The organism is Collinsella sp. AF33-16 (assembly GCF_003475325.1).
GTDB lineage: Bacteria > Actinomycetota > Coriobacteriia > Coriobacteriales > Coriobacteriaceae > Collinsella.
The window spans coordinates 1-24220 of the sequence record NZ_QRQC01000007.1; the positions used below are offsets into that span (position 1 = coordinate 1).

The following is a 24220-nucleotide window of genomic DNA, read 5'->3' on the forward strand; positions in this document are numbered from 1 at the left end:
CCTCCCGGTTGCGGACGGGGGCGCTGGCCAGCACCCCCCCCGTCGCGGTCGATCAGGCAGGCCCAGTGGGAGGACTTGCCGACGTCCAGGCCGAGCACGGCCGCGGGCCTGGTGGATGGCGCTTTCACGGTGGTATCCTTCCGGTAGTCGTTCGACCGGATGGCCTCCCCCTCGGCACTCACATTACCAGCCGCGGCGCCTGCCCGGCACTTTCCTATCAGCCGTCGGGGGCGGCGCGTCCCGCGCCGGCAGCACCCAACGGGCCCTCTCGGGGGCAGGGACGTTCGGCCGTGCGCGGGCGCCCGGTCGGCGGCCCGTTCTGGGCGCGCCTCAATCGTAGCCCGAGACGGTCCCGGGCTGACAATTTCGACTGTAATGGACGTTCTTGTTTGACTAGTCGTTTAAGAACGTCCCCAATGGCTACACTCAAAAACGGCGCCCGTCGGCGATGTTGCCGGCGGGCGCCGTTGTCGTGTGGGCGGTTATGTCGTGTGGACTGCCGTTGAGCGTCCGGGTCTGTGCTCTACAGTGAGTCGATAAAGCGCTGCTGGGCGGCGCGGCCGGCCTCGTCCCATTTAAAGACGCCGGCGTTGTCGAGCACGTGGCCAAACACCACGCCGACCTCCTCGTGCAGGATGCCGATGGCGTTGTCCACCGTAAGCTCGTTCGCGCGGCGAGCAAAGACATCCGCGGTCCATGCGGCGTGGCTACGGCAAAGATCGTCGCTCTCGAGCGCTGCGGCAAGGTCGTAGCTGGCATCAGCCTTGGCTGCCAGCAGGTGCTCGCGGACAGCGCCGAGCTCGGGAACCAGGCGCGGCGGAAGAATAGCCAGGCCCATAACCTCGATCAGGCCGATGTTCTCCTTCTTAATGTGGTGATACTCGGCATGCGGGTGGAAAACGCCCAGCGGATGCTCGTCGGTCGTGATATTGCAGCGAAGCGCCAGGTAGGCCTCGTAAATCTCGCCGCCGGCGTTGCCGCGGGAGTCGACGCGGCGGATGACGGGCGTCACGGTGTTGTGCGCTACGCCGTCGGCCGTGTGCGCGATAACGCCCACAGACTCGTCGGTCCACTCGCGCCAGGCGAGGATAATCTTCTCGGCAGCGTCGAGCAGCTGAGCGCGGTCATGCGAGCGCAGGCGCAGCACCGAGAGTGGCCACTGCAGCACAGTGCCGGTGACCTGGTCAAAACCGGGCATGCTAAACTGCGAGACCTCGGCGGCATGCATCATGGGGAACTCGTGCGCGCCGCCCTGGAAGTGGTCGTGCGACAGAATCGAGCCGCCCACGATAGGCAGGTCGGCGTTGGAGCCGATGAAGTAATGCGGGAACAGGTCCACAAAGTCGAGCAGGCAGGTCAAGCCCTTGCGGTCGACGTGCATCGGACGATGCTCGGAGCTCATGGCAATGCAGTGCTCGTTAAAGTAGGCGTACGGGCTGTACTGGAAGCCCCAGCGCTCGCCGTTGAGCTGGATGGGGATAATGCGCAGGTTTTGGCGAGCGGGGTGAGCGCCGCCGTCGGCTGCGGCGGAGCGTCCGGGATAGCCCTCGTTTTCGATGCAGAGCTGGCAGGCGGGATACTTCTCGCCCGTGTTCTTGGCGGCACCTGCCGCGGCGATATCGCGCGGATCCTTCTCGGGCTTGGACAGGTTGATGGTGATCTCAAGATCGCCCCAGTTGGTGGGGGTGCTCCATTTGATGTTGCGCGCGATGGCGGCGCGGCGCACGTAGCCGGCGTCGCAGCACAGGCCGTAGAACCAGTCGGTCGCGGCGCGGGGCTCGTTGACGCCCATACGTCCGTTGAACTCTTCGTTTACAACCGAAGGCCTCGGCATGAGCGCACCCATGATGCGCATGGCGATGCGGTCGCGGCCTGACGCCGTGTCCTCGGCGGCACCGTTGGTAACGGCGGCCTCGGAAAGCGCGGCAAGCGTGCCCTCCAGGTCAAAGTCGGGGAGTGTATCGGGGTGCAAGAGCGAAATCTTCTCGGTCTTGAGTGCCCAAGCCATGTCGAGTGCGGGGCCCGTGGCGCCGATGCACTCCAAAATGGTGTTGTATGCCCAGATCCGGTCGTCCTGGCCGATCATCGATCGGTGGATGGCGTACTCGATCAGGTTCTGCGCGGCCTCTCGCACGTCAGTCATTACAGCCATGCCGCGTAAGCCCCCTTGTCAGAGATGGCGTAGTGACGGGCAGAGCCCTCGCCCAGCCAGCCGTTCATCTTGGCAATGAAGGTGTCGACCAGATCGAGCGGCACGAAGGCCTGGATGGTGCCACCAAAGCCGCCACCGTGGATACGGACGGCGCCGCGGCCGTCGAGCACGTGCTCGGCCAGCGCCAGGGCATACATGGAAGGCTGCTCGGAACCCAGCTTGGCAACAACATTTTGCAGGTACATGGCAGAGCTGGCGCCGGACTCGCGCGTCAGGACCAGGAACTGGTCAATGTCGCCGGCGTTGAGCGCTGCCCAGCGCTTATCGACCAGGCCGTTCTCGTACCAGTAGTGAACGGCGCGCAGGCAGGCGCGGTCGCCCAGCTTGGCGCGCAGCTCGGGGAGCTTAGCGTCAAAGTCGGCAACGTCGACCTCGCACAGGCGCGCCTTGCCAAACTCGGCAGCGACGTCTTGCATCTCGCGCGGAACGGCGGCGTAGTCATCGGTGGCTGCCACGTGGTCGGCGCCCACTTTAACGAGCACAAGCGCATAACCGTGATCCTCAAAGTTGAGCTCGAGCTTCTGGGTCTTAGGCTGAGCCTGGTCCTCAAAGTCCATGTAGGCGAGGCCACCCAGGCACACGGCGGCCTGGTCCATCAGACCGCAGGGCTTGCCGTAGTAGTTGTTCTCGGTGCGCTGGCTCATCTGCGCGAGCGCGACGGGCTCAATGGCGGGCGCGCCCCAGAGCGTCTCCATGGCGCGGCCGTATGCGGCCTCGACGGCAGCGGAGCTGGAAAGGCCGCCGCCCGAGGGGACGGAGCAGGTGAAGGCGAAATCGAAGCCGTGAGGCTCAACGCCAAGGGCTGCAATCTCGTGGGCCATACCGCGCACGAGGCTTGCGGACGTGCCCTTCTCGGACTCCCGAACGTCTAGCGTGCCGAGCGCGATTTCAAACGTGGGATAGCCCTCGTCGGCTACGCGAACCTTGTTGGAATCGGTTGCCACGGCGATGCCGTCGACAGCGACATCGAGCGAGCCGGCGATAACGTGGCCACCCTCGTGGTCGGTGTGGTTGCCGCTGATCTCGGAACGGCCGGGCGCGTGTACGTAGAGCACCTGGCGGTCGCCGATGGGGCCAAACTCCTCCTCAAACAGCTTGGTAAGTGTGGCGAATGTCTTTTCGTCGGGCGTGGTCATGGGAGTCCTTTCCTTGGCGCGCACGGGTGAGTTTTGCGTCGTTATGAGTACGTTAACAACTTGTAGCGGCATGAACCAAGTGTTCACGATACCGCACGTTACGGGCTATGTTAACGTACTCATAACACATCGCTTGTCACTTTTTGAGAATCTGGTAATCGGTAGAAATACAGCCGTGAACGGTACTGCCGTATGGACTTATAAAGCAGAAGAGATGCAGATAGAAAAAGTAGAGTACGTTAACATGCGTCCGACGATAGCGGGCCTCGGCGCGGGATGTATTACTGCCCGGGCCGGCATTCACGCTATTCAGATCTCGCAAGGGTGAAGGTGATCCTGTGGCAAGGCGCCCGTCCAACGATACAGGTACGCGTCCGGTCTCCATGGCCGACGTCGCCCGCGCTGCTGGCGTTTCGCAGCAGACGGTTTCGCGCGTCGCCAACGGCTTGCCCAACGTTAACGAGCAGACGCGCCAGCGCGTGCAGGCCGCTATGCAAGAGCTCGGCTTTCGTCCGAGTTATGCCGGTCGCTCGCTGCGCGATGGCCGTTACCATTCGGTCGGCCTGTGCATCAACGATGTCACCAAGTTTGGCAACCTTTCAATGATCGACGGCATCGCCAGCGCTGCTCGCGAGCGTAATTGCGCCATCACGCTGGTCGAGATGTCCAAGACCGAGGAGTTCTCGCTTGCCGAGGCAACGCGTCGTATGGCCGCATTGCCGGTGGACGGCATCATCATCGGCATGAGCCGCATGGCGCCCGATTTTGAGACGTTTGATCCACTGCCGGGCATTGGCACGGTCATCGTTACCATGTATGCGCATCCGCGCGTGACCACAGTCGATTCCGACCATTACGGCTGCTCGCTGTTGCTTATGGACCATCTGTTTGAGCTGGGGCACGAACAGATTCGCTATATTGGCGGCCCGTCGTTCTCGGTCGACGAGCAATTTCGTCGAGCCGGTTGGCAGGATGCGCTCGAGCGTAAACACATCGAGCCGGCAGAGCCGCTCGAGGGCGACTGGTCTGCCAACAGCGGCTACGAGGCCGGCAGGTACCTGGCCGAGCACGATCGCACCATGACGGCGATCTATGCGGCAAACGATCAGATGGCAAATGGCGCGATTGCCGCGCTGCGTGATAGCGGTCTGCGCGTGCCTGAGGACGTGAGCGTGGTAGGCGTCGATGACTCGCTCGATGATTTTGTCGCGCATAACGAGCTCACGACCGTGCGATTCGATCTACATCAGCGCGGGCGCGAGGTATTCGAGCATGCGGTTCCCGAGGCGGGTACGGCGGGCAAAACCGTTGCCATTCGTATTCCCGGTCAGCTCATTATTCGACATAGCACGGCGATACCACGCTCATAGTTTGCGCAGGTAAACGGCGATTTATCGTATTTCAATAACAATCGGTATGGATGCCGGCAGATAACAGCTGGGATACTACCGAGTGTTATGATAGACGGGTTCTTTTGTCTATCTAGGAGGCTTTGCCTGATGGAGATCACCAAGGATATCCGCTACGTTGGCGTCGACGATCACGACATTGACCTGTTCGAGGGCCAGTACGATGTGTCCGAGAACGGTATGGCATACAACAGCTACGTTATCTTGGGCGAAAAGATTGCTGTCGCCGATTCAGTCGACGGCGGTTTTGTCGACGAGTGGCTCGGTAACATCGAAGCCGTGCTCGACGGTCGCACGCCCGATTACCTGGTCGTTCACCATATGGAGCCCGATCACTCCGCCGGCATCGCCGCCTTTATGGAGCGCTATCCCCAGGCACAGATTGTGGCCAGCATGGGCGCCTTCCGCATGATGGTCAACTACTTTGGCACCGACTACCCCGAGCGCAAGATGGTCGTCAAAGAGGGCGACGTGCTCGATCTGGGCGGTCACAGCCTAACGTTTGTCGGCGCCCCCAACGTTCACTGGCCCGAGGTGATCTTCTCCTACGAGTCTACCGACAAGGTGCTCTTTAGTGCCGACGGCTTTGGCAAGTTTGGCGCTAACGACATCGAGGATCCCGAGGGTTGGGCTTGCGAGGCTCGCCGCTACTACTTTGGCATCGTTGGTAAGTTCGGCAAGTTCGTGCAGGCCGTGCTCAAGAAGGCCGCTGATCTGGACATCCAGATCATCTGCCCGCTCCACGGCCCCGTGCTGACCGAGAACCTGGGCTACTACCTCGACACCTACAACACCTGGTCGAGCTATCAGCCCGAGGACGAGGGCATCACCATTGCCTACGCGAGCGTCTACGGCCATCTGAAGGCTGCCGTTGAGGAGCTTGCATCTGCGCTTGAGGCTCGCGGCCAGAAGGTTTCCGTCTTTGACCTGGCTCGCGACGACATGGCCGAGGCCGTTGAGGACGCGTTCCGCTATGACCGTCTGGTGCTCGCCTCCATCACCTATCAGGGCGAGATCTTCCCGTTTATGAGCACCTTCATCCACACGCTCGCCGAGCATGCCTACCAGAACCGCACCGTGGCGCTCGTCGAGGCCGGTTCCTGGGCACCTGCCGCCGCTAAGGTTATGACCAAGGAGCTCGAGGGTATGAAAGACATCACGCTGACGCAGAATAAGGTGACCGTCCTGGGTTCGCTCAACGACGCCTCGCGCGCTCAGATCGAGGTTCTCGCCGACGAGCTGTCCAAGTGGCGACACATTCACTTCTGATGCTCAACCACCACAAAGGAGACCTTTGTGGTGGTTTTTGTTTAAGCGCCGGCGATGACGAGATTTGGGCGGGTGTCGTCGGCGATCTCGGCGATTGAGATGGCGACGGCGTGATCGGGGTCACGGTCCATTACGATGGCGTTGACGTCGGTCAGCTCGGCAAAGCGGTACATGCCACGTCCGTTGACCTTACTGGCGTCCATGAGGGCGACACTTTGACGAGCGGCACCGACCATAGCCGCTTTGGTCTCGGCCATCTGCGGAAAGTCGGTCGTAAAGCCGCAGCCGGGAACAAAAGCGCCAGGGCACATGACGGCAAGATCGGCGTGGACCATTTGGAGCGCCTGCATGGTAAGTGGGCCGTACAGATAGCGATGGCCTTTGCGCAGTGCCCCGCCCAGCATGACGACATCGACTAAGGGCATGCTCTCGTCGATGTAATCGGCAATGGTAATGTCGGCCGTGATGACGGTGATGCCATCGCGCTGGTCGAGGAGCCGGACGAACTCGAGCGCTGTGGTGCCCGAGTCGACGAGCAGAGTGTCACCATTGCCGACGAGTTCAATGGCGCTTTGCGCGATGGCCTGCTTGGCGGCGACGTTGACATTGATGCGGCGATCCTGCGTGGAAACGGTCAGGCGTTTGTGGAGCGATACGGCACCGCCATGCGTGCGGCGCAGCTTGCCTGCTTCGGCGAGCGCGTCCAGGTCGGCTCGGGCGGTGACGGAGGACACGCCAAAGGTCTGGGCGATTTCTGCTACCTGCACCGAGGCATTATGATCGAGCATCTCCATGATGGCGGAACGACGCTCGTCGGCGAAAGCTCGGGTTGTTGCGTGGGCCATATCTGCTCCATCATCGTCTGAAATTTGCAGGAATTGTGTTGACTCTATTTTCGTTCATTTTCTTTTTGAGTAAGAAAATACCTTTCGATTACTTATCTTTTCTATAAAAGAAAGACGATCAAGGCTCAAAACTCAATATCGAACACGCGCGCTCGGGTTCGATCCCTTCCGTTTGCTTTTCAAAAATGAAGGTTGAACCTCGCGCGATGACAATATCTCGCACGTGCAAAGCCGCTGAATTTCATACAATGAGCGCAGCAAAACGCAAGGTAAAACGCCTTGTGAACAACTACGCCCGATGTCCAGATGCGGGCGAGGGAGAGGAGCAAACGCTCATGGCACTTGTTACCACCGAAAAGATGCTCAAGGACGCTCAGGCCGGCCACTACGCCGTCGGCGCGTTCAACGTCGAGAACCTCGAGTTTGTTATGGCCGTTCTGGCCGCTGCCGAGGAGACCAAGTCCCCCGTCATCATGCAGACCACCCCGGGCACCATCAAGACCGCTGGTCTGGACTACTTCTACGGCATGGTCAAGGCTGCCGCCGAGCGCGCTTCCGTGCCCGTCGCTCTGCACCTCGATCACGGCGATGGCTATGACCGCTGCATGCAGGCTTTCCGCACTGGCTACACCTCCGTTATGATTGACGGCTCGCACGAGTCCTTCGAGGACAACATCGCCCTGACCAAGTCCGTCGCCGATGCTGGCCGCGCCATGGGCGTGCCCGTCGAGGCTGAGCTCGGCAAGGTCGGCGGCAAGGAGGACGACGGTCCCGCGGTTGAGGGCGAGAGCCCCTACACCGATCCTGCCGAGGCCAAGGAGTTCGTCGAGCGCACTGGCTGCACCTCCCTCGCTATTGGCGTTGGCACCAGCCACGGCGTGTACACGAGCGATCCGCACATCGAGCAGTCCGTGGTCAAGGCCATCCGCGACGCCGTCGACGTGCCGCTGGTCCTGCACGGCACCTCCGGTGTGCCCGATGAGCAGGTTGCCGAGGCCGTGAAGAACGGCATCTGCAAGGTTAACTACGCTACCGAGCTGCGTCAGGCCTTCACCAAGGGCTTCATGGCCTACATGGCCGAGAACCCCGCCTGCTTCGATCCCAAGAAGCCGGCCAAGGAGGGCATGCGCGAGATCACCGAGCTGGTTAAGATCCGCATGACCAACCTCAACTCTGTGGGCAAGGCAGAGTAACAGCAAGGGTACTCCGACTCGCTACATATCCCGGGGAGGGACGGGGGCTTAGTTCCCCAATCGTCCTCGGGCATGCAAAAAGCCTCGCTGCGCACTTCGTGCGGCGAGGCTTTTTGCCCCCTGCGGAAAGATTGGGGAACTAAGCCCTCGTCCCTCCCAGGTTGACCTACTCGAGGTCGTCGCCCTTGTGGCGTTAGGGCGGAAAATAATAAGAAGCCTTCGCGCTGCGGAATGATTTTGGAAACTAAGTACGGGGACCCGCCCAAGCCGTTCTGCTCAATCGCCCTTGTGGTGTTGGGGCTGAAAGGGTGGGACGCGTGGGTTATTTGGTTGTTAGGGTTAGTAGGTCGTTGGGGGTTTTGAGGTTGTAGGTGGCGTTTGGGATGTCTTGGTGTGATCCCCATGCCGCTCTGGCAAAACTGACCCCTGCCGAAGTTGCGCATTGTTCGTCGTAGACGGTGTCGCCAACGTAGACGACGTTGCCAGGATTCGCGCCCGTACGCCGGAGATATTCGAGCATGGGTGCGGGTGCGGGTTTATGTTCGGTTGTGTCTTCGACAAGGATGATGTGCTCAAAATACTTATCGAAACCAAGGGGTGCAATTTCTTTTGTGTATTCGTCGCGCGCACGTGAGGAGACGATGCCAAGTTTGCAGCCGCTATCGGCGAGTGTTGCGATGACTTCAAGCAAACCTGGAAACACGCTGATGGTGCTTTTAAAGCTGGCGGCAACTTGGCACCAGCGATCCAACGTTGCCTGCGAGTAGATTCCAAGTTTCTCAAGGGCATCCTTGCCGGGTATGCCGAGGGCAAATTCAAGCTCGTGTCGGGGGAGCGTTTTGCCGGTCTCTTCTTGGACAATCTGGACAAGCGATGATAGAACGCTTTCTTCTGTATCTGCCAATGTCCCATCAACGTCAAATACGATATGGTCAAAGTGCTTCATATGATTGCTCCTCTCTGTTGTTTGCCTGCAAGTTTGATGCGGTGACAGAAGAAAGGCTAGCGGGATTTCTGCCTGGTGCTATCGAGATTCTGCCTCGCTGCTCGATAGCTCGAAGGAGTGCATCCCATTTGTTCTTTAAATACCTGGCCAAGATGGCTTGCTGTCGCAAAGCCGCATTGGCGCGCGACTGTCTGGACCGTTCGCGTGGTGTGTGTCAAAAGTTCGCAAGCACGGTTTACGCGGTATGCGCGCAGATATGCCGCCGGGGTCGTTCCTGCGCAAGCTTCGATAATGCGGTAACACTCTCTTTCGCTTACGCCGGCTGCAGATGCCATCTGGGGCACATCTATAGCGGCTGCATAGTTCGCGCGGATATAGTCCAGGATTGCCTTGAACTGTACGTCGCGGTTGGTCATCCAAGAGGCGTTGTCGGAGGAAAAGAGCGGTTCGGCCTTGGCGTAAATCTGAATCCAGAGCTCTGACAAGCTATTCCGAAGCGCCATCTCGTTCTGCGGCCGTTGAAGGTCGTGGTTAAAGGAACTCTTTAGCAAATCGATAAAGGGCATATCGTCGGGGTTGGTGGGCGACCATTTGAGCACATCGACGCCTCGACATTGCAGTAAAGGATTGATATAGCGCTTTTGAAGGCGTCCCGCGGGATCGCCGAGCATCGACGGCTGAAAGATATGCAACATTTGAATGGCTGGTGCCGAATTGGGTGATTGCAGCGTGCTGTGCAAAACGCCGCCGTTGATAAAGCCGGCGGACCCTTCCTCAAAGCGTACGTGCTCATGAGCCGCGCGCGTTCGATAGTCAATCGCTCCCTGCTCCATGTAGAAAAGCTCAACTTCGGAATGCCAGTGCCAGGGGACGGAATTGCCCGGATAGCGAGCGAATTCTGCGCGTTCGGCAATATAGGGCCAGTCATCGGCGGTCTCGGGAAACGCTTCCTCGCGTCCTCCGCGGTGCAATTCTATGTGATCCATGTTTCGCATGGCATCAGTATAAAGCGCGATGGGCTTAGATTGCTCTTGCCTGTTCGGGGAACGCCTTGTTTAGGGATGCTTGGAGCTTTTCGAACGATGCTCGCAAGTTGAGGTTCTGGTCGGTTGAGCGTTTTGCTTTTGTGGTGGGGGAGTCGAGGAGGCCATTTCTCTGTGTCGGGGGGAAGGAGAAAAGGTCTGCATGTGTTAGGGATGGCTGCTGTGTTGCGTCATTGGAAGAATGCATGCTTATGCGGCCTCCTCGATGTCCACCAAAAGGTTGCGCACAGGGTGTGCTGCTAGGTCCCGTGCGTTGGCAGTATTATGCAGCGGACCGTTCAAAGAAGCGCTAAAGAAAGGCTTAACCTGGTTTGGTGTTACGATGAAACCGCAGGTCAAGGCTATTGAGTAACACTCTTGAAAGGTTTTGGGCTTAAGGGCTTTCTAAGGTTTGTGACGTGGATGTGGCTCGCCTGTGTGGGGCGTGTGAATGCTCGCTGTTAGCGCTGCGGCTCTGCAGCCCGTACCTGCTCGATGACCTTTTCCATCGTGGCGTCGATGCGGTCTTTTTTGAGCTCGCATTCCCAGATGGTTATGGGTGTCCAGCCCATTTGAGTGAGTGCCGCCACGGCAGCGCGGTCGCGCTCGACGTTGCGACGGAACTTTGCCTCCCAAAAATCAACATTGCGCTTGGGCTGGCTCGGGTTGCACTTGGGGCAGCGGTGCCAAAAGCAGCCGTTGACGAAGATGGCGATCTTGCGCCCGGGAAAGGCGATGTCGGGCTTGCCGGGCACCTTCCATTCCAAACGATAGCCCGTGAGGCCGGCGGCCCGTAGGCGCTGGCGAACGAGCAGCTCGGGCTTGGTGTTGGCGCGTTTGTTGCCCTTCATGGACTTTTTGATGGCGGCTCGACGGCGGACCAGTTCGCGCTCGTCAGCGGAGAGGTCCGAGGTATCGATGCCGTCCAGCAGGCCGGGCTTGGGGCGCTTTTTGCTGTGGCGCTTAGGCTTGCGCTTGGGTTTGGTAGCGGGCTCGTCGGCCGTGGTCTCGGTATCGTTGGCAGCGCCATTAGCCTCAAGCCGGTCTTCCTTCAGCTCAATCAGCGCATCAATGAGCCCCTTGTCGGCGGGCATCCATTCCACCGTGGCAAGCGAGGTGCGCGGAATCCAGCGGATATCGAGCTGGCGGTCGTGCTTCTGGGGCTCATCGGATTCATCAGCCAGCGAGCAGTAGTAACACTCCATTGAGAGATGAAAATCGGGGTAGTCATACTCAACGGTGTAGAAATCACGTAGGTTGGTGACCTTTACCTGTAGCTCTTCCATAAGCTCGCGGCGCACAGCGTCTTCGGGTGTTTCGCCGCGCATGAGCTTGCCACCTGGGAACTCCCACAGTCCCTGCATGTCGCCGTAGCCGCGCTGCACGGCAAGCAGCTCGTCAGATCCATCCTTGCGAATGATCCCAGCGGCAACATGAACAGTCTTCAACAGGAGTCCTCTCTCCACATCAACACATGGCAGGCTACCCTTACCTTACACAACGGTAAGGCAAGCGTAAGCCATATCGATGGTAGCCGACTCGGCTCCTTGCGACTATAGATGCCGTAGACTAATCGCAAGAAAGGACTCGGTATGCAAACCACCCAAATGGCGACCCCGGTACTGGAGGTCGCGCATCTCGAAAAGGTATATGGAGCGCTGGGCAACGTGACCCGCGCGCTCAACGACGTCAACTTTACCGCCAACCGCGGCGAATTCGTCGGCATCATGGGAGCCTCGGGCTCGGGCAAGTCGACGTTGCTCAACTGCGTGTCGACCATCGATAGCGCCACGAGTGGCACCATCCGCATCAACGGCCAGGACGTGACGCGCATGAAGCAGGCCAAGCTTTCGCAGTTCCGCCGCGAGGAGCTGGGCTTTATCTTCCAGGACTCCAACCTACTCGATACGCTCACGGCACGCGAGAACATCGCCCTGCCGCTCACCATCGCCCGCACAAACTCGGCAGAGATCTCGACCCGCGTGCAGGATGTAGCAGCGCGCCTGTCTATCAGTCAGGTGCTCGACAAGTATCCCTACCAAATGTCGGGCGGCCAGCAGCAGCGCGTTGCCGCGGCTCGCGCGCTCGTCACCGACCCCACCATGATCATGGCCGACGAGCCCACCGGCGCCCTCGATTCCAAGAGCGCTCGCCTGCTGCTCGAGAGCCTGGAGGCCCTTAACCGCCGCCTGCGCGCCACCGTGCTCATGGTTACGCACGACAGTTTTGCCGCCAGCTACACGAGCCGTGTGCTGTTTATTCGCGACGGCAAGATCTTTACCGAGCTGCGCCGCGGCGACACCGACCGCCGAGAGTTCTTCGACCGCATTATGGAGGTCGTTGCCATGATGGGCGGTGAGGGCTCCGATGCTCTGTAAACTCGCTTGGGGCAACGTCCGCCGCGCCGGCCGCGACTACCTCGTCTACCTTTTGACGCTCACCCTGGGCGTCACGGTCTTCTATGCCTTCAATACCGTCTCGATGCAGGTCGACATTGCCGGCATCGATGAAGAGGGCTTGGCACAGGTTATGGGCAGCATGCTCGGCTACCTGACGTACTTTTTGGCCGGTGTGATGGCCTTTTTGATGATGTATGCCAATAACTTCATCATGAAACGCCGCAAAAAGGAGTTTGGCCTGTACCAGGTGCTCGGCATGGGGCGCGGGCGCGTCGCCACGATCATGACGCTCGAGACCGTGATAGTATCGGTCGTGGCCTTTGTCGCCGGCATTGTGCTGGGTGTGGGACTCTCCCAGCTCATGACGTTCTTTACGGCCTCGCTCTTTAAGACACAGATTGCCAATTTCCACTTCTTTTTCTCGGTGCATGCGTTCAACCTGACCCTTGCCTGCATGCTCGTAATGTTTGTGCTCACACTGCTGCTGAACCTTCGCGCCGTGCGCCGCACCAAGCTCATCGAGCTTATGGGTGCCGAGCGTCGCAACGAGAGCATCAAGACGCGCAACCCCTGGATCGCGATTGCCATCTTTGTCGTGGGCGTGGTGCTGGTGGGCGTGGCCTATTACCGCCTGCTGCGCGACGGGTTCCCGCTAACTGCGACGGACAGCAAGCTGCAAGAGGCCATGAGCCAGTTTGGCATTACGACCGCTATGGTTACAGTGGGCACCTTTGCGCTGTTCTGGGGACTCTCGGGCATGCTTATCAAGCTGTTGCAGAGCCTGCGCAGCGTGTATTGGTGCGGCCTCAATATGTTTACCGTGCGTCAGCTTTCGGCCAAGGTCAATACGGTGTGCTTTTCGATGGGTGTCATCGCGATGATTCTGTTCCTTGCCATCACTTCGGTGACGTGCGGTATGTCGATCGCCAATGTGATGAACGAAAACCTGGAGCGCTATAACCCTGTTGACGTGTCTCAGACGTATGTCTATTACACGCCCGAAACGCTCGATTACTACAAGGAGTATGTCAATCCGTCTGAGGCCGATCGCATGGTGCTGGCCGATGCAACGGTCGATTTGTACGCTGCATGGCATGGCGATCGTAAAGATCCCGATAACGTTGCAGACGGTATTAAGGGCAAGTCGGCGGACAACAACGACGAGACCGGCAAGAAGGTCAATATCGCCGATGTTGCCGGTGAGCATGTGCAGATCGATTCGTATCTGAGCTACCCGCTTGGCGGCTCGGGCCCCTCGGTGGTGGCGGGTGAGATGTGCAAGGCCATGGGCGAAAAGCTTCCCAAGGCGCTCGAGGGAAGCAACGCCGATGATATGGGCCTGTTTGTGACGCCGGCGAGCCAGTACAACAAACTGCGCCAGATGATGGGCGAGGAGCCGGTGAGCATTGGCCGCGACCAGTATCTGCTCACGTGTGATATGGGCGGCGAGTTGGTCGACATGTACACCAAGTATATGGCCGGCGGCCATGCCCTTACCTTGGGCGGGCATACGCTCAAGCCCGCAACCGATAAGTCGGACGAAGATACGGCGGCCATCGCCAACTCGGCGATGGGCAGTAATCCGGGTACCGTCGTCGTTGCCGACGAGCTGTTGTCCCAACTTAATCTGCAGCCGTATTCCAGTAGCCTGCTCGTTAACTACAAACAGGGGATGGATACGACCGAGGCAGACGAGAGCATTAAATACACTCTGCTCGACGATCTGCTCGTTGACGGCAAGAAGCCGGGGTCGTGGGGAACCTTCATCACACGCTCCGAGATGTACACGCAAGCAGCGCAAATGAACGGTCTTATTAGCTACCTAGCCATCTACATCGGCTTTGTATTGGTCGTTGCATGCGCGGCGATTCTGTCGATCCAGCAACTCTCCAACGTGGCCGATGGCAGCCGCAGCTATCGTGTGCTGGCACAGATCGGCTGCGACGACCGCCAGATTCGCCATTCGGTGATGGCGCAGCAAGCGGTATTCTTCCTGTTCCCGCTGGCAGTGGGCCTAGCGCACTCCTTTGTGGCACTTAAGGTGATCATCGAGCTGGTGAGCATATTCGGAAATATGAGCATCGGCGGCACCGTGGGCCTCACCTGTGCGATCTTCCTGGCAGCCTATGGTGGCTACTTCCTGGTGACGTACCTCATGAGCGCCGGCATGGTACAAGCTGCCATCGCCACCCGCTACAGCGAGTAACCTGCCTAGCGAAAAGTAAAATCATCACAGGTTGAGCATAAGTCAGCGAAAGCATCCCTAGGCGAGCAAGGTGACGTGAAAGAGGAGGGAAGCGTACTTCGGTACGCGACCGACGATTGAACGTCAGATTGCCGCCTAGGGGCGCTTGCAGCGTCGAGCCGTTACGCGGTTTGGCAAAACCGCGTAACCTCAGCGCTTCCAAAAGTGGAGGATCAACGTCGTACGGTTTTGCTGCTCGGTTTTGACCAGGATGTTGTGGATGTGGGTCTTGACGGTACCCACGGCAAGGAAGAGCTCGTCAGCGATCTCTTGGTTCGATTTGCCCAACACAACCAGACGCATGACTTCGGTTTCGCGGTTGGAGAGCTTGTAGGCGTTGCGATAGAAGGGCATCTGCTCTTCGATGTGTCGATCAAGATCGCTGACGTTCTTTTCCTCGGGCGCCTCCTGCATGCGAATCGAAAGCACGTGATAGGCATAGATGATCAGCAGAATCGCAAAGTAGCACGCAAAGATGTTCTCGCTAAAGTTGCGCTCGGACAGGTACAGCTGCAGCCAAGAGGGTGCCAGGCTCATGGGAACAACAAGGATGTTGTAGAAATCCTCGGCAACGATGCACCCGACCAGAATGGCGCCGATAATGAGGTGCTTTCGTTGATTGTTGACGCACGCCTTAAGCTCGATCTGCGTGCTTTTATGCGCCGTCCAAAAGATATACAGTCCCACAAATACAAGGAATACCTGACGCATCGTGTAGTAGAGCCATTGATGTATGGGGCCGTAGGGGACAGCGACAATGATCAGCAGCTCGCTCAGGAAGAACGTTGCGACGGGAATAACAAACTGCTTTTTTGAATGTTTGTCGAGCAAGTCCATGGCAATGAGCCAGATAAAAGCTTGTGAAGCGGTCGCCACAAGGGTCCGCAACACAGGCATGGTAATTGAGTAATAGTCGCTGGCTGGAAAACTCTGGTTTTGCAACGTGTATTCAAAAAAGAAGATCTCGGTCATCTCGATGGCATAGCAAATAAAAACGCCGCTGCCATAGATAAAGAAGCGTCGACGAGACGAGGCATAGGCGGCAAGCGAAAGCACTGCCGTCACAATACAGATCACGAGTATCGCTAGGGTATAGAAGAACATCAGGGTGTTCATCTGCCACCGTCCCATCTCATTTCATCTATGGCCGAGCCCTGTATACCTTGTGGGATATAGACGTCTCAACCCTTCGTTCCATTGCGGATTAGGCGCCGAGATACAGCATAGCCGTATACCGTTCGCGGTTCTAGATAGTAAACCCCCTGCAAGCTGGCTACCTGCGGGTTTATATTGGTTTAGAGGGGATGTAACTCCGTGAACGGTCTTTAATCCCGAATAAACTAGGTTAAAATTGCATACGGGTGAATGATGGTCTTGTCAACACGAGGCGTGATGTTCGAGCGCCTCATAGCAATAGTCGGCACGACCGGCGGAAAGGAATCGACATGGCGCTGCCTAAGGATTTCATCGACACCAACGACTTCACCAAAGAGCAGATCCTGGCTATCGAGGATCTTGGCCTGGCAATGAAGAAGGCCATCAAGGTTGACGGCTATTATCCGCACCTGCTCCGCAACCAGAGCCTTGGCATGATCTTCCAGCAGGTTTCCACCCGCACCCGTCTTTCCTTCGAGACCGCCATGTGCGACCTCGGCGGCCATGCTCAGTTCTATGGCCCTGGCACCATTCAGCTCGGTGGCCACGAGTCCCTGGGCGACACCGCTCGCGTCATGGGCGACCTGCTCGACATCATGATGGCTCGCGTTGACCGTCACAAGGACGTCGTCGGCCTCGCCAAGGGTTCCGCTGTGCCCGTCATCAATGGCATGTCCGAGTTCAACCATCCCACGCAGGAGATGGGCGACCTCATGACCATGCTCGAGAACCTCCCCGAGGGCAAGAAGATCGAGGGCTGCACCCTGGCCTTCATCGGCGACGCCACCCAGGTCTGCGTCTCCCTCATGTTCATCGCCTCCAAGGTCGGCATGAAGTTTGTCCAGTTTGGACCCAAGGGCCACCAGATCCCCGACGGCGGCCTGCACGTTGGCACCGTTGAGGAGCGCGCCGAGTTCGGCAAGCAGATGATGGCCATCGCCGAGGAGAACTGCAAGGTCTCCGGCGGCTCCGTCGTCATCTCCGACGACATCGAGTGCATCAAGGGCGCCGACTTCATCTACACCGACGTGTGGTATGGCCTGTACGACGAGGAGGTCTCGGGCGAGAACTACATGGACGTGTTCTACCCCAAGTATCAGGTCACCATGGACATGATGAACTTCGCCGGCCCCAACTCCAAGTTCATGCACTGCCTGCCGGCCACTCGCAACGAGGAAGTCGTCGACGAGGTTATGGACGATCCCGAGCGCTCCCTGTGCTGGGTCGAGGCCGAGAACCGCAAGCACTCCATCCGTGCTCTCCTCGCTGCCCTGGGCAAGCGCACCCCGCTCAACGACGAGGGTGTCGAGTACTCCGCCAAGGCCGAGCTTCACGCCGCTCTCGAGGCTCTCGAGCAGCTCTAAGCCTTAAGCCTGCTAAACGCACGTTTGCGGGCGGCGGATGCTCGTCTCCTGTCGTCCGCTCACCGAGGCTCAGGCAATTGCCTTAGTACCTTGGGCCTCGGATCTGTCCAAGACTGAGCGAAGGAGCTCATCATGAGCGACGGAAAGAAAAAGCTTTCCTTCTTGACGGTCATTTCGACCATCATCTGCGTCGTCTTCGTTTGCGAGGCCGCCGCTCCTGCTGCTGCCATTGGAAACCAGCAGTTCTTCTGGTGGATCTTCCTGATCCTGACCTTCCTGCTTCCCTACGGCATGGTTGTCGCCGAGCTCGGTACCACCTATGACGGCGAGGGCGGCATTTACGACTGGGTACGCGATGGCCTGGGCGACAAATGGGGCGCCCGCATCTCGTACTACTACTGGGTCAACTACCCGCTGTGGATCGCCTCGCTGGCTACCATGTTCCCCGACATTTTGGGCATGGTCTTTGGCGTCGAGTTCAACTTGATCGCCAAGATGGGTATCGATCTTGCCTTTGTGTGGATCGTCTACCTCATGGGCCGCTCCAAGGCGGCCGACTCCGAGTGGGTCCTTAACGGCGGCGCCATCATCAAGGTTGCCGTCGCCGTTATCGTTGGCGCTTTGGGCATTTGGTATGCCATGGAGAACGGTTTTGCGAACGACATGTCCGCTGCCACCTTCCTGCCCGAGCTCACCAACACCAACGCTCTCGGCTACCTGTCGATCATCATCTTTAACTTCATGGGCTTCGAGGTCATCTGCACCATGACCGACGACATGGCCGATCCCGCTCGCGATATCCCCAAGGCTATCATCGTCGGTGGCCTGTCCATCGCCGTGATCTACCTGTTCGCTGGCTTTGGCATCGGCGCTGCGGTGCCGGCCGATTCCATCGACCCCGACTACGGCATGATCGTCGCAGTCCAGACCATGGTGGGCGACTCCATGATCTTCAAGGTCATCTGCATTGCCTTCCTGATCACCCTGTTCGCCAACATGGCTGCCTGGTCCTTCGGCGTCAACTCTGTTGCTCGCTATGCTGCCGAGCACGGCAACATGCCCAAGGTCTTCGCCTCGATGATCTCGGATGACGACATGCCCAACGGCGCCAACCTGGTCAACGCCATCGTTGCCTCCCTGGTGCTGTGCCTGCAGCTCGTGCCCATCGACGCCATCTCCAACGGTGTCTTCTGGATGCTCTTCGGCACCTCCGTCGTCTTCCTGCTGCTCACCTATATCCCGATGTTCCCGGCGTTCCTCAACCTTCGTAAGAACGACCCCAACCGCGAGCGCATCTTCACGTTCCCGTTTAAGGGTGCCATGATGAAGGTCATGCTGGCCATCCCTTGCATCGAGCTGATCCTGGCCATCGTTGCAACGCTGGTGCCGCTCTCTGCCGCTGAAATTGGCGACAAGCTCCCGATGATCGTTATCTTCATCGTGCTTCTGCTCATCGGCGAGGTTGTCCGCGTCGTCAGCGCCAAGGGCCGCGAGACCGAGTACAAGGGCCTCACTCCCGAGCTGGCAGCTCAGCGTCTCGCTGAGGAGGCCGCCGAGGCCGAGGAGAACTAGGGCACCCGGTTCTGGGGCTCCAACCCTCCTCGCGTACCAACGTGCGCTTCGTCGGGCTTGTCGCTCCCGACTCCGGGCACTCTAGCTTCTTCGGAGACGTGCCCAAGCGACAGGTTTGCTAACCATTCCCCGGGGTGGGTGTGAGCGATAGCTCCGGTAACCACCGCCCACCCCAATCTCTCTTCCGTATCCTTCGTGCGTTTTGTCTCCGCGCACTTGGTTACGTCGTCGCTTGCCGGTGCGACTCCGTGAAAACCGGCGCCGGGCGCCCCGACCTTTGCCGGGGAACGGGCGCCTACCATCTCTTGGTTTTAGGCTGCGGGTAACCCGCCCGCAGCAAGCGATCGTTCGATTTGGAGGAAATCTTATGCGTACGATCACCGAGTCCGAGTCCACCCCCAAGGCCGACGGCTTCTTTATGCCCGCTGAGTTCGCCCCGCAGGATCGCGTGTGGATGGGTTGGCCCCACCGCACCGACACCTGGGCCCACGGCGCCAAGCCGGCTCAGAAGCAGTATGCCGCCATCGCCCGCGCCATCGCCGAGTTCACCCCGGTTACCATGTGCGCCAACCAGGTCGACTATGCCAACTGCAAGGCCGTCTTCGAGGAGGACGAGAACGTCACCGTCATCGAGATGACCACCGACGACGCCTGGTTCCGCGACACCGCCGCCACCTACGTCATCAACGGCAAGGGCGAGAAGCGCGCCAACCACTGGCACTTCAACGCTTACGGTGGCCTTGTGGATGGCCTCTATTTCCCGTGGGACAAGGACGAGCAGATCGCCCTTAAGATGGCTGAGCTCTCCGGCTGCCGTCGCTATCGTCCCGATGACATGATCCTCGAGGGCGGCTCCATCACCGTCGACGGCGAGGGCACCCTTGTCGTGACCGACCAGTGCCTGCTTTCCCCGGGCCGCACCTGCTCTGCGGTTCTGGAGGAGGAAGAGGATCCCGAGTCCATCTGGCCCAAGTTCCACAAGAAGTTTGAGCCCTGGAGCGAGGAGCTTCGCGCCTATATGGACGAGCACCTCAAGGATTACCTGGGTGTCGAGAAGGTCATCTGGGTCAAGGAGGGCATCGACCCCGAGGAGACCAACGGCCACATCGATGACGTCGCCACGTTCATCGCTCCGGGCGTCATGGCCTGCATCTGGACCGACGATCCCGAGTATCCGTTCTACGAGCAGTGCCACGCTGCCTACGAGACCCTCTCCAACGCCGTTGACGCCAAGGGCCGCAAGATGAAGGTCTACAAGCTCTGCATGCCCGTGAACCCGCTGTTCATGGACCAGGCTTCCTGCGACACCATCGACGCCGACGAGAACGCCGAGCCGCGCGTTCCCGACGAGCCGCTGATCGCCTCCTACATGAACTACCTGGTCACCAACCACGGCGTTATCGTCCCGCAGTACGGCGACGAGAACGACCAGCTGGCCGTTGACACGCTCCAGAAGATCTATGACGAGGTCTGGGGCGAGGGCGTCTACAAGTGCGTCGGCGTTCAGTCCGAGCAGGTCGTCTTCGGCGGCGGCAATATCCACTGCATTACGCAGCAGGAGCCGTCCGCTTAATCGTCTGACTTTCCGAGGCACCCCATCTCGCCGCTCAAACCGTCGCTCGCGTACCAAAGTACGCTTCGCTCCTCTTTCGCGGCGACCTGGGGCACCTCGAAAACCCAGCCGATCAATCGGACAATCGGCGAATCGAACCATCTTGGGGCATTGATGGTCGGCTTGCCCGATGTCTTGGTCGGTTGGGTTTTCTTTGGGCACTCCGTTGCCTCCACTTCGGAGTGCCCTTTTCTTTGATTGAGTACGCGTCTGGCCTGGGATTTTTTGCGGGTTAGGCCAATTGTTCGCTTGAATTTCCCAGGCCAGACGCGTTTTCAATTGCCGAAAGTTATCGGTCGTGAACGCGGCCGTTTTGATCGGAGTATCTATGTACCAGCGTATCGTTATCTACACGCGCCTGTTCCGCGAGCGTTGGTCCAACAAATGCATCCTCTCCTCTCTCTGGGATGGCACCTGCACCGGTGACGCGGCCTGCAACCCTACCTTGGGCTGCGCCTTCGGTACAGATGCCATCCTTTTTGCTGTAGGGGGCGCGCGCCATGGCAGGTAAAAAGTTCTCCCTGATCGAGGTCATCCTTTCGGTTATCTGCGTCGTGTTTACCATCGAGGCGGCGGCTCCGGCATCTGCCATGGGTAACGTACAGTTCTTCTGGTGGATTTTCCTTATCATTACGTTTTTGCTTCCCTATGGTCTGGTGGTGGCCGAGCTGGGTACGGCGTTTGATTCCGAGGGCGGCCTGTACGATTGGGTTCGCTTGGGCCTGGGCGACCGTTGGGGCGCCCGTTGCTCTTGGTGCTACTGGGTTAACTTTCCGCTGTGGGTGGCAAGTATCGCCTGCATGTTCCCCAGTGTCATTAATGCGGTGTGGGGTATCGAGTTTTCACTCGGGATCCGAATTGCCATCGAGATTGCCTTTGTGTGGGGCGTCACGGTCATGGCAATGCAGCCGGTGGCGGAGGCCGATTGGGTTATGGACGGCGGCGCCGTCATCAAGGTGCTCATTACCGCTGCGGTGGGAATCGTCGGCATTTGGTTTGCCTGCAATAACGGCTTTGCCAACGACATGTCGTTTAAGACCTTCATTCCAGATCTGGGCGACACCAATTCGTTGACGTACCTATCGATTATCCTGTTCAACTTTATGGGCTTCGAAGTGGTCGCGACCTTTGCCAGCACGATGAAGAACCCGTCGCGTGATATCCCCAAGGCGGTTATTGCCGGTGGCGTGGCCATTGCGGCGATCTACATCATCTGTGGCATTGGCATTGGAGCCGCGGTTCCCACCGAGCAGCTTTCACTCGATTCGGGCATTGTGGACGCAGTCGCCGCTATGGTGGGGCGCACCCACCCGCTGACGATGGTCGTGGGCGTGGCCTTTTTGGTGACGCTGTTCGCCAATATGATCTGCTGGAGCTTTGGCGTCAACAACGTAGCGAGCTATGCCGCACGTCACGGCAACATGCCGCGCCCCTTTGCGCTGGTGTCCAAAAAGACCGGCATGCCCAACGGCTCGGCGCTCATTAACGGCTGTTTTGCCAGTCTGGTGCTGCTGCTCCAGATTCCGCTGGGTGAGGGTTCCGACGTCTTTTGGGTCTTCTTCTCGATGAACGTCGTCTTTCTGCTCATGAGCTATATTCCCATGTTCCCAGCGTTTTGGCGTCTGCGCAAGCACGATAATCGCTCGCGTGTGTTCCGTGCGCCTTTCGAGGGCAAGGTGCTCGCGGTGGCGCTTGCGATTCCCGTGGTGGAGCTCGTGCTTTCGATTGTTGCTACGATTGTGCCGCTCAACAGCTCACCTGCCGAGATGGCAAAGTTGCCGATTCTCGCGGGCGTAGTGATTGGCCTGTTATTGGGCGAGGTTTCGCGCCTCATATCGCGCCGCGGCCGAAGCGTCGACAATCCCGGCGTTGGTGCACGGGGGTCAGGTTACTTTGCACCAAAACAGTAAGCGCCGCGAGTTACGCAGCGCTTGGTGCATCTTGGATTACTGTTCGCGGTGCTCGGGATCGGAAACGAGCTTAGGCGCAAAGTAGGGGACGTGGCCCAGGTACGGGCGGCTGTCCGAACGCTCCTCGGCGATGCAGGGGACCTCATCGTAAGTAAGTGAGTCGCTCAGGTGGGCGATGGCCTTGGCGGCAGGAGCGACGAGCATCTTGAGCGGTGCGATAGGCGCCATGGCATCTCCTTTCCTGTATGCGACCCGTGCTTTGGCGCGAATGTATATGCCGCAAGTCTAGCATCCCGCCCAGGAGAGCTTCAAACCACCACAAAGGGGACAGGCACCTTTGTGGTGGTTTTGGCGTTTGCCCAGATGAAACCCGCCAAAATGAACCGGTCACCAGGAGAGGAAATGGCGTTGGGCGAGAATTTGGTTTGTTAAATAGGGTCCCGACCTGGGCTACTTATAGATTGTGGAAAACTCTATTGTCAGATTATGGCGAATGCTGCTGTAGGATTATGACATGCGCTACTACAGCCTATGGCAACGTACCTCATGAGCGCCGGCATGGTGCGAGTTGCCATCGCCACTCGCTACAGCGAGTAGCAGGCGGGCAAAACCACCGCAAAACCGTCGCAAAACCGCGATGAACAACCGCCGCGAAGGGGGACGGGCCCCTTTCGCGGCGGTTTTTTGCCTGCCTGGTGCGTCTCGGATGCAAGTGAGTAGACTTTTTGGGATCTGCCGAGCACATCGCGACAAACGCTCGATAAAACCGCAGGCCAGAGCTGCGGCGTTTTGGGGTGTGCTCGGGATCCCGCCAAAAGCCTACTCACTTGGTTTTCACGGTTAGTAAACCGCCGCGAGGGAAAGCAGCTCCCCCGCGGCGGTCTTAACGTTCGCCCAGATAAAACCTGTCACCACAAGGGGGATGGGCGCCTTTTGTGGTGGTTTTGGTACTTGCTTAGCGGGTTAGCCCTGCGTGTCGCCTCCGTACATGTAGACGATAAAACCGTCGCCGGTGTCTTGACTGTGATCCTCCAGGATGCGCTTCATGTTGAGGTGCTCGTAGAACTGCCAGTCGGAGTTGCAGTCGCTCATCAGGAAGAACTTGGTGCAGCCTGCCTTGGCGAGCTCGGCGCGCGCAAGGTCGATAAGCGCGCGGCCGAGCCCCTTGCCCTGCCACTCGGGCACGATGATGATCAGGTTGAGCTGGCCCTGGGCATACTCGTTGCCTGTGGCGGCAAAGCGATCCGCCGTGGCCTTTTCGCGACTGTCGCCGAAGAGCGAGCCCTCGAGCTTGGCGTCGGCGGCCTTTGCCATTTCGGTTGCCTGGGCGAGCATCTCGTTGTAGCAGGACTCCCACGTGGGGTTGGTGCGCGGCTTGCCGTCCTCGAAGATGCCGATGCAGCAGGCGGCGATAATGCGGCCCTCGGCCTCGGCGACAAGCGCGATAGGTGAGCGTTGCAGCTGCATAGCGATGTTAAAGCGCGCGCAGAAATCGGCAGCTTCGACGTCGCCGCGGTTGCGCAGCGTGTTGCACCACAGCTGGTTGTAGATGGCGGCGATGCCGGTCAGGTCGTCGAGCGTGGCGGCGCGCAGGGTTACGTTGTCAAGGCTCATGAAGGCTCCTTCCAAGTTGGGTCAGGCCACCTCTGAGTGTGACATGGACGCAGGGCGGCCGCATCAATCATTCGGCAGGCGAGCCCCGATCCCTCGGGGACGGAGGAAAAGGGGTCACGAGTGAGGATTTTCGGACGCTTGCCCGACGAGAGTGGATAATCTCCCACTTTGAGCGCGAACATGGGCCAAAAACGGGAGATTATCCACTCTCGTGGTGAGCGGGCCCTTGTGTCGATTCATTCCCTTTTTAGTAGGCTGTGCTTGCACTTTAGCGTGCGACAGCGGATAATGCCGAGCACTCGACAATACGCTTTTTG

Annotated in this window: 19 protein-coding genes; 10 read left to right on the forward strand and 9 right to left on the reverse strand. The window is 59.0% G+C overall.

Annotated elements, in window-relative coordinates:
* Positions 1 to 523: 523 nt before the first annotated feature.
* Complete coding sequence (locus DWZ52_RS03650) at positions 524 to 2152, reverse strand: UDP-glucose--hexose-1-phosphate uridylyltransferase (RefSeq protein ID WP_233547256.1); 1629 nt, start codon at positions 2150 to 2152, stop codon at positions 524 to 526.
* The gene (locus tag DWZ52_RS03655; RefSeq protein ID WP_118384929.1) at positions 2143 to 3348 is read right to left on the reverse strand and encodes a galactokinase family protein; all 1206 of its coding nucleotides are present in this window, start codon (positions 3346 to 3348) and stop codon (positions 2143 to 2145) included. Before DWZ52_RS03655 ends, DWZ52_RS03650 begins: the two co-directional genes overlap by 10 nt.
* A 383-nt stretch (positions 3349 to 3731) precedes the next feature.
* Between DWZ52_RS03655 and DWZ52_RS03660 the strand changes: the two genes are divergently transcribed.
* Both DWZ52_RS03660 and DWZ52_RS03665 read left to right on the forward strand, forming a co-directional pair.
* Entirely contained in the window at positions 3732 to 4718 is a 987-nt protein-coding gene (locus DWZ52_RS03660) for a LacI family DNA-binding transcriptional regulator (protein WP_118384959.1), read from the forward strand.
* 129 nt (positions 4719 to 4847) lie between these two features.
* The gene (locus tag DWZ52_RS03665) at positions 4848 to 6026 is read left to right on the forward strand and encodes an FprA family A-type flavoprotein (RefSeq protein WP_233547257.1); all 1179 of its coding nucleotides are present in this window, start codon (positions 4848 to 4850) and stop codon (positions 6024 to 6026) included.
* A 41-nt stretch (positions 6027 to 6067) separates the two neighbouring features.
* Here the strand turns inward: DWZ52_RS03665 and DWZ52_RS03670 are convergent, their stop codons facing one another.
* Positions 6068 to 6871: a DeoR/GlpR family DNA-binding transcription regulator gene (locus DWZ52_RS03670; protein WP_118384931.1), complete on the reverse strand. Its 804-nt coding sequence runs from the start codon at positions 6869 to 6871 to the stop codon at positions 6068 to 6070.
* A gap of 335 nt (positions 6872 to 7206) precedes the next feature.
* Between DWZ52_RS03670 and DWZ52_RS03675 the strand changes: the two genes are divergently transcribed.
* Positions 7207 to 8064: a class II fructose-bisphosphate aldolase gene (locus DWZ52_RS03675; protein WP_117629873.1), complete on the forward strand. Its 858-nt coding sequence runs from the start codon at positions 7207 to 7209 to the stop codon at positions 8062 to 8064.
* A gap of 322 nt (positions 8065 to 8386) precedes the next feature.
* Here the strand turns inward: DWZ52_RS03675 and DWZ52_RS03680 are convergent, their stop codons facing one another.
* The 3 genes from DWZ52_RS03680 to vsr all read right to left on the reverse strand — a co-directional run bounded on the left by DWZ52_RS03680 (position 8387) and on the right by vsr (position 11480).
* Positions 8387 to 9010: an HAD family hydrolase gene (locus DWZ52_RS03680; RefSeq protein WP_117629872.1), complete on the reverse strand. Its 624-nt coding sequence runs from the start codon at positions 9008 to 9010 to the stop codon at positions 8387 to 8389.
* A gap of 56 nt (positions 9011 to 9066) precedes the next feature.
* Positions 9067 to 9996, reverse strand: a complete 930-nt coding sequence (locus DWZ52_RS03685; RefSeq protein ID WP_158551686.1) for an AraC family transcriptional regulator — start codon at positions 9994 to 9996, stop codon at positions 9067 to 9069.
* Between the two features lie 497 nt (positions 9997 to 10493).
* On the reverse strand, positions 10494 to 11480 hold the full coding sequence (gene vsr, locus DWZ52_RS03690; RefSeq protein ID WP_118384932.1) for a DNA mismatch endonuclease Vsr: 987 nt from the start codon (positions 11478 to 11480) through the stop codon (positions 10494 to 10496).
* A gap of 144 nt (positions 11481 to 11624) precedes the next feature.
* Here vsr and DWZ52_RS03695 point away from each other — a divergent pair, with 144 nt between their 5' ends.
* On the forward strand, positions 11625 to 12410 hold the full coding sequence (locus DWZ52_RS03695; protein WP_118384933.1) for an ABC transporter ATP-binding protein: 786 nt from the start codon (positions 11625 to 11627) through the stop codon (positions 12408 to 12410).
* Positions 12400 to 14637 carry an ABC transporter permease gene (locus DWZ52_RS03700; RefSeq protein ID WP_118384934.1) on the forward strand — a complete coding sequence of 746 codons (2238 nt, stop codon included), beginning with the start codon at positions 12400 to 12402 and terminating at the stop codon, positions 14635 to 14637. Before DWZ52_RS03695 ends, DWZ52_RS03700 begins: the two co-directional genes overlap by 11 nt.
* A gap of 189 nt (positions 14638 to 14826) precedes the next feature.
* Here DWZ52_RS03700 and DWZ52_RS03705 read toward each other — a convergent pair whose 3' ends face one another.
* Positions 14827 to 15792: a response regulator transcription factor gene (locus DWZ52_RS03705; RefSeq protein ID WP_158572407.1), complete on the reverse strand. Its 966-nt coding sequence runs from the start codon at positions 15790 to 15792 to the stop codon at positions 14827 to 14829.
* A 329-nt stretch (positions 15793 to 16121) separates the two neighbouring features.
* Between DWZ52_RS03705 and ptcA the strand changes: the two genes are divergently transcribed.
* The 5 genes from ptcA to DWZ52_RS03735 all read left to right on the forward strand — a co-directional run bounded on the left by ptcA (position 16122) and on the right by DWZ52_RS03735 (position 22289).
* On the forward strand, positions 16122 to 17195 hold the full coding sequence (gene ptcA, locus DWZ52_RS03710; protein ID WP_118384936.1) for a putrescine carbamoyltransferase: 1074 nt from the start codon (positions 16122 to 16124) through the stop codon (positions 17193 to 17195).
* A 132-nt stretch (positions 17196 to 17327) separates the two neighbouring features.
* Positions 17328 to 18767, forward strand: coding sequence for an APC family permease (locus tag DWZ52_RS03715; RefSeq protein WP_117785928.1), 1440 nt, complete (start codon positions 17328 to 17330; stop codon positions 18765 to 18767).
* 367 nt (positions 18768 to 19134) lie between these two features.
* The gene (locus DWZ52_RS03720) at positions 19135 to 20340 is read left to right on the forward strand and encodes an agmatine deiminase family protein (RefSeq protein ID WP_089572369.1); all 1206 of its coding nucleotides are present in this window, start codon (positions 19135 to 19137) and stop codon (positions 20338 to 20340) included.
* A gap of 367 nt (positions 20341 to 20707) precedes the next feature.
* Complete coding sequence (locus tag DWZ52_RS03730; RefSeq protein WP_117637033.1) at positions 20708 to 20890, forward strand: hypothetical protein; 183 nt, start codon at positions 20708 to 20710, stop codon at positions 20888 to 20890.
* A complete protein-coding gene (locus DWZ52_RS03735) occupies positions 20880 to 22289 on the forward strand; it encodes an APC family permease (protein WP_117776867.1) in 1410 nt (469 codons plus the stop codon). The genes DWZ52_RS03730 and DWZ52_RS03735 overlap by 11 nt, the downstream gene beginning before the upstream one ends.
* Positions 22290 to 22325: 36 nt before the next feature.
* On the opposite strand, the gene DWZ52_RS03740 is transcribed toward DWZ52_RS03735, so the two are convergent.
* A complete protein-coding gene (locus DWZ52_RS03740) occupies positions 22326 to 22517 on the reverse strand; it encodes a hypothetical protein (RefSeq protein WP_117564706.1) in 192 nt (63 codons plus the stop codon).
* Positions 22518 to 23252: 735 nt separating this feature from the next.
* Positions 23253 to 23903 carry a GNAT family N-acetyltransferase gene (locus DWZ52_RS03745; protein WP_117716324.1) on the reverse strand — a complete coding sequence of 217 codons (651 nt, stop codon included), beginning with the start codon at positions 23901 to 23903 and terminating at the stop codon, positions 23253 to 23255.
* Positions 23904 to 24220 lie beyond the last annotated feature (317 nt).